The organism is Butyrivibrio sp. NC2002 (genome assembly GCF_000702265.1).
Classification (GTDB): domain Bacteria; phylum Bacillota; class Clostridia; order Lachnospirales; family Lachnospiraceae; genus Butyrivibrio.
Genome location: NZ_JNKZ01000012.1, coordinates 1 through 1315 on the forward strand (window position 1 = coordinate 1; position 1315 = coordinate 1315).

The following is a 1315-nucleotide window of genomic DNA, read 5'->3' on the forward strand; positions in this document are numbered from 1 at the left end:
CTATTGTGTAACATCAGCCCGTACCGTAAACCGACACAGGTGGATGAGGAGAGAATCCTAAGGCCGGCGGGAGAAGCATTGTTAAGGAACTCGGCAAAATGTCCCCGTAACTTCGGGATAAGGGGAGCCTGCGAGAGCAGGCCGCAGAGAAGAGGCTCAAGCAACTGTTTAGCAAAAACACAGGTCTATGCGAAACCGAAAGGTGAGGTATATGGGCTGACGCCTGCCCGGTGCTGGAAGGTTAAGAGGAGAGGTTAGAGCAATCGAAGCTTTGAATTTAAGCCCCAGTAAACGGCGGCCGTAACTATAACGGTCCTAAGGTAGCGAAATTCCTTGTCGGGTAAGTTCCGACCCGCACGAAAGGCGTAATGATTTGAGCACTGTCTCGGCAATGCACCCGGTGAAATTGAAGTACCAGTGAAGATGCTGGTTACCCGCGCCAGGACGGAAAGACCCCATGGAGCTTTACTCCAGGTTGATACTGGGATTCGATACTGTATGTACAGGATAGGTGGGAGACGAAGAGATTGTGACGTCAGTTGCAAAGGAGTCGCTGTTGGGATACCACCCTTATAGTATTGGATTTCTAACCAAGGACCGTGAAACCGGTCCGGGGACAATGTCTGCCGGGGAGTTTGACTGGGGCGGTCGCCTCCGAAAGGGTATCGGAGGCGCTCGAAGGTTCCTTCAGAATGGACGGAAACCATTCGTAGAGTGCAAAGGCAGAAGGGAGCCTGACTGTGACACCGACGGGTGGAACAGATACGAAAGTAGGACTTAGTGATCCGGTGGCATGAAAGTGGGATTGCCATCGCTCAACGGATAAAAGCTACCCTGGGGATAACAGGCTTATCACTCCCAAGAGTTCACATCGACGGAGTGGTTTGGCACCTCGATGTCGGCTCATCGCATCCTGGGGCTGTAGCAGGTCCCAAGGGTTGGGCTGTTCGCCCATTAAAGCGGTACGCGAGCTGGGTTCAGAACGTCGTGAGACAGTTCGGTCCCTATCCGGCGCGGGCGTAGGATATCTGAGAGGAGCTGTCCTTAGTACGAGAGGACCGGGATGGACGGACCGCTGGTGTATCAGCTGCATCGCCAGATGCATAAGGCTGGGTAGCCAAGTCCGGAAGGGATAAACGCTGAAGGCATCTAAGCGTGAAGCCCCCCTCAAGATGAGATATCCCTGCTTCGGCAGTAAGACCCCTTAGAGACTATGAGGTAGATAGGCACAAGGTGTACGCACGGTAACGTGTTCAGCTGATGTGTACTAATAGGTCGAGGGCTTGTCCAAGAAGGACATAGAACGAAGAAGGAT

The 1315-nt window shown here is 53.2% G+C and carries 1 rRNA gene; it reads left to right on the plus strand.

The features are described from left to right. A 23S ribosomal RNA gene (locus tag T543_RS07190) occupies positions 1-1291 on the plus strand; the annotation flags it as partial. Between the last annotated feature and the right edge of the window lie 24 nt (positions 1292-1315).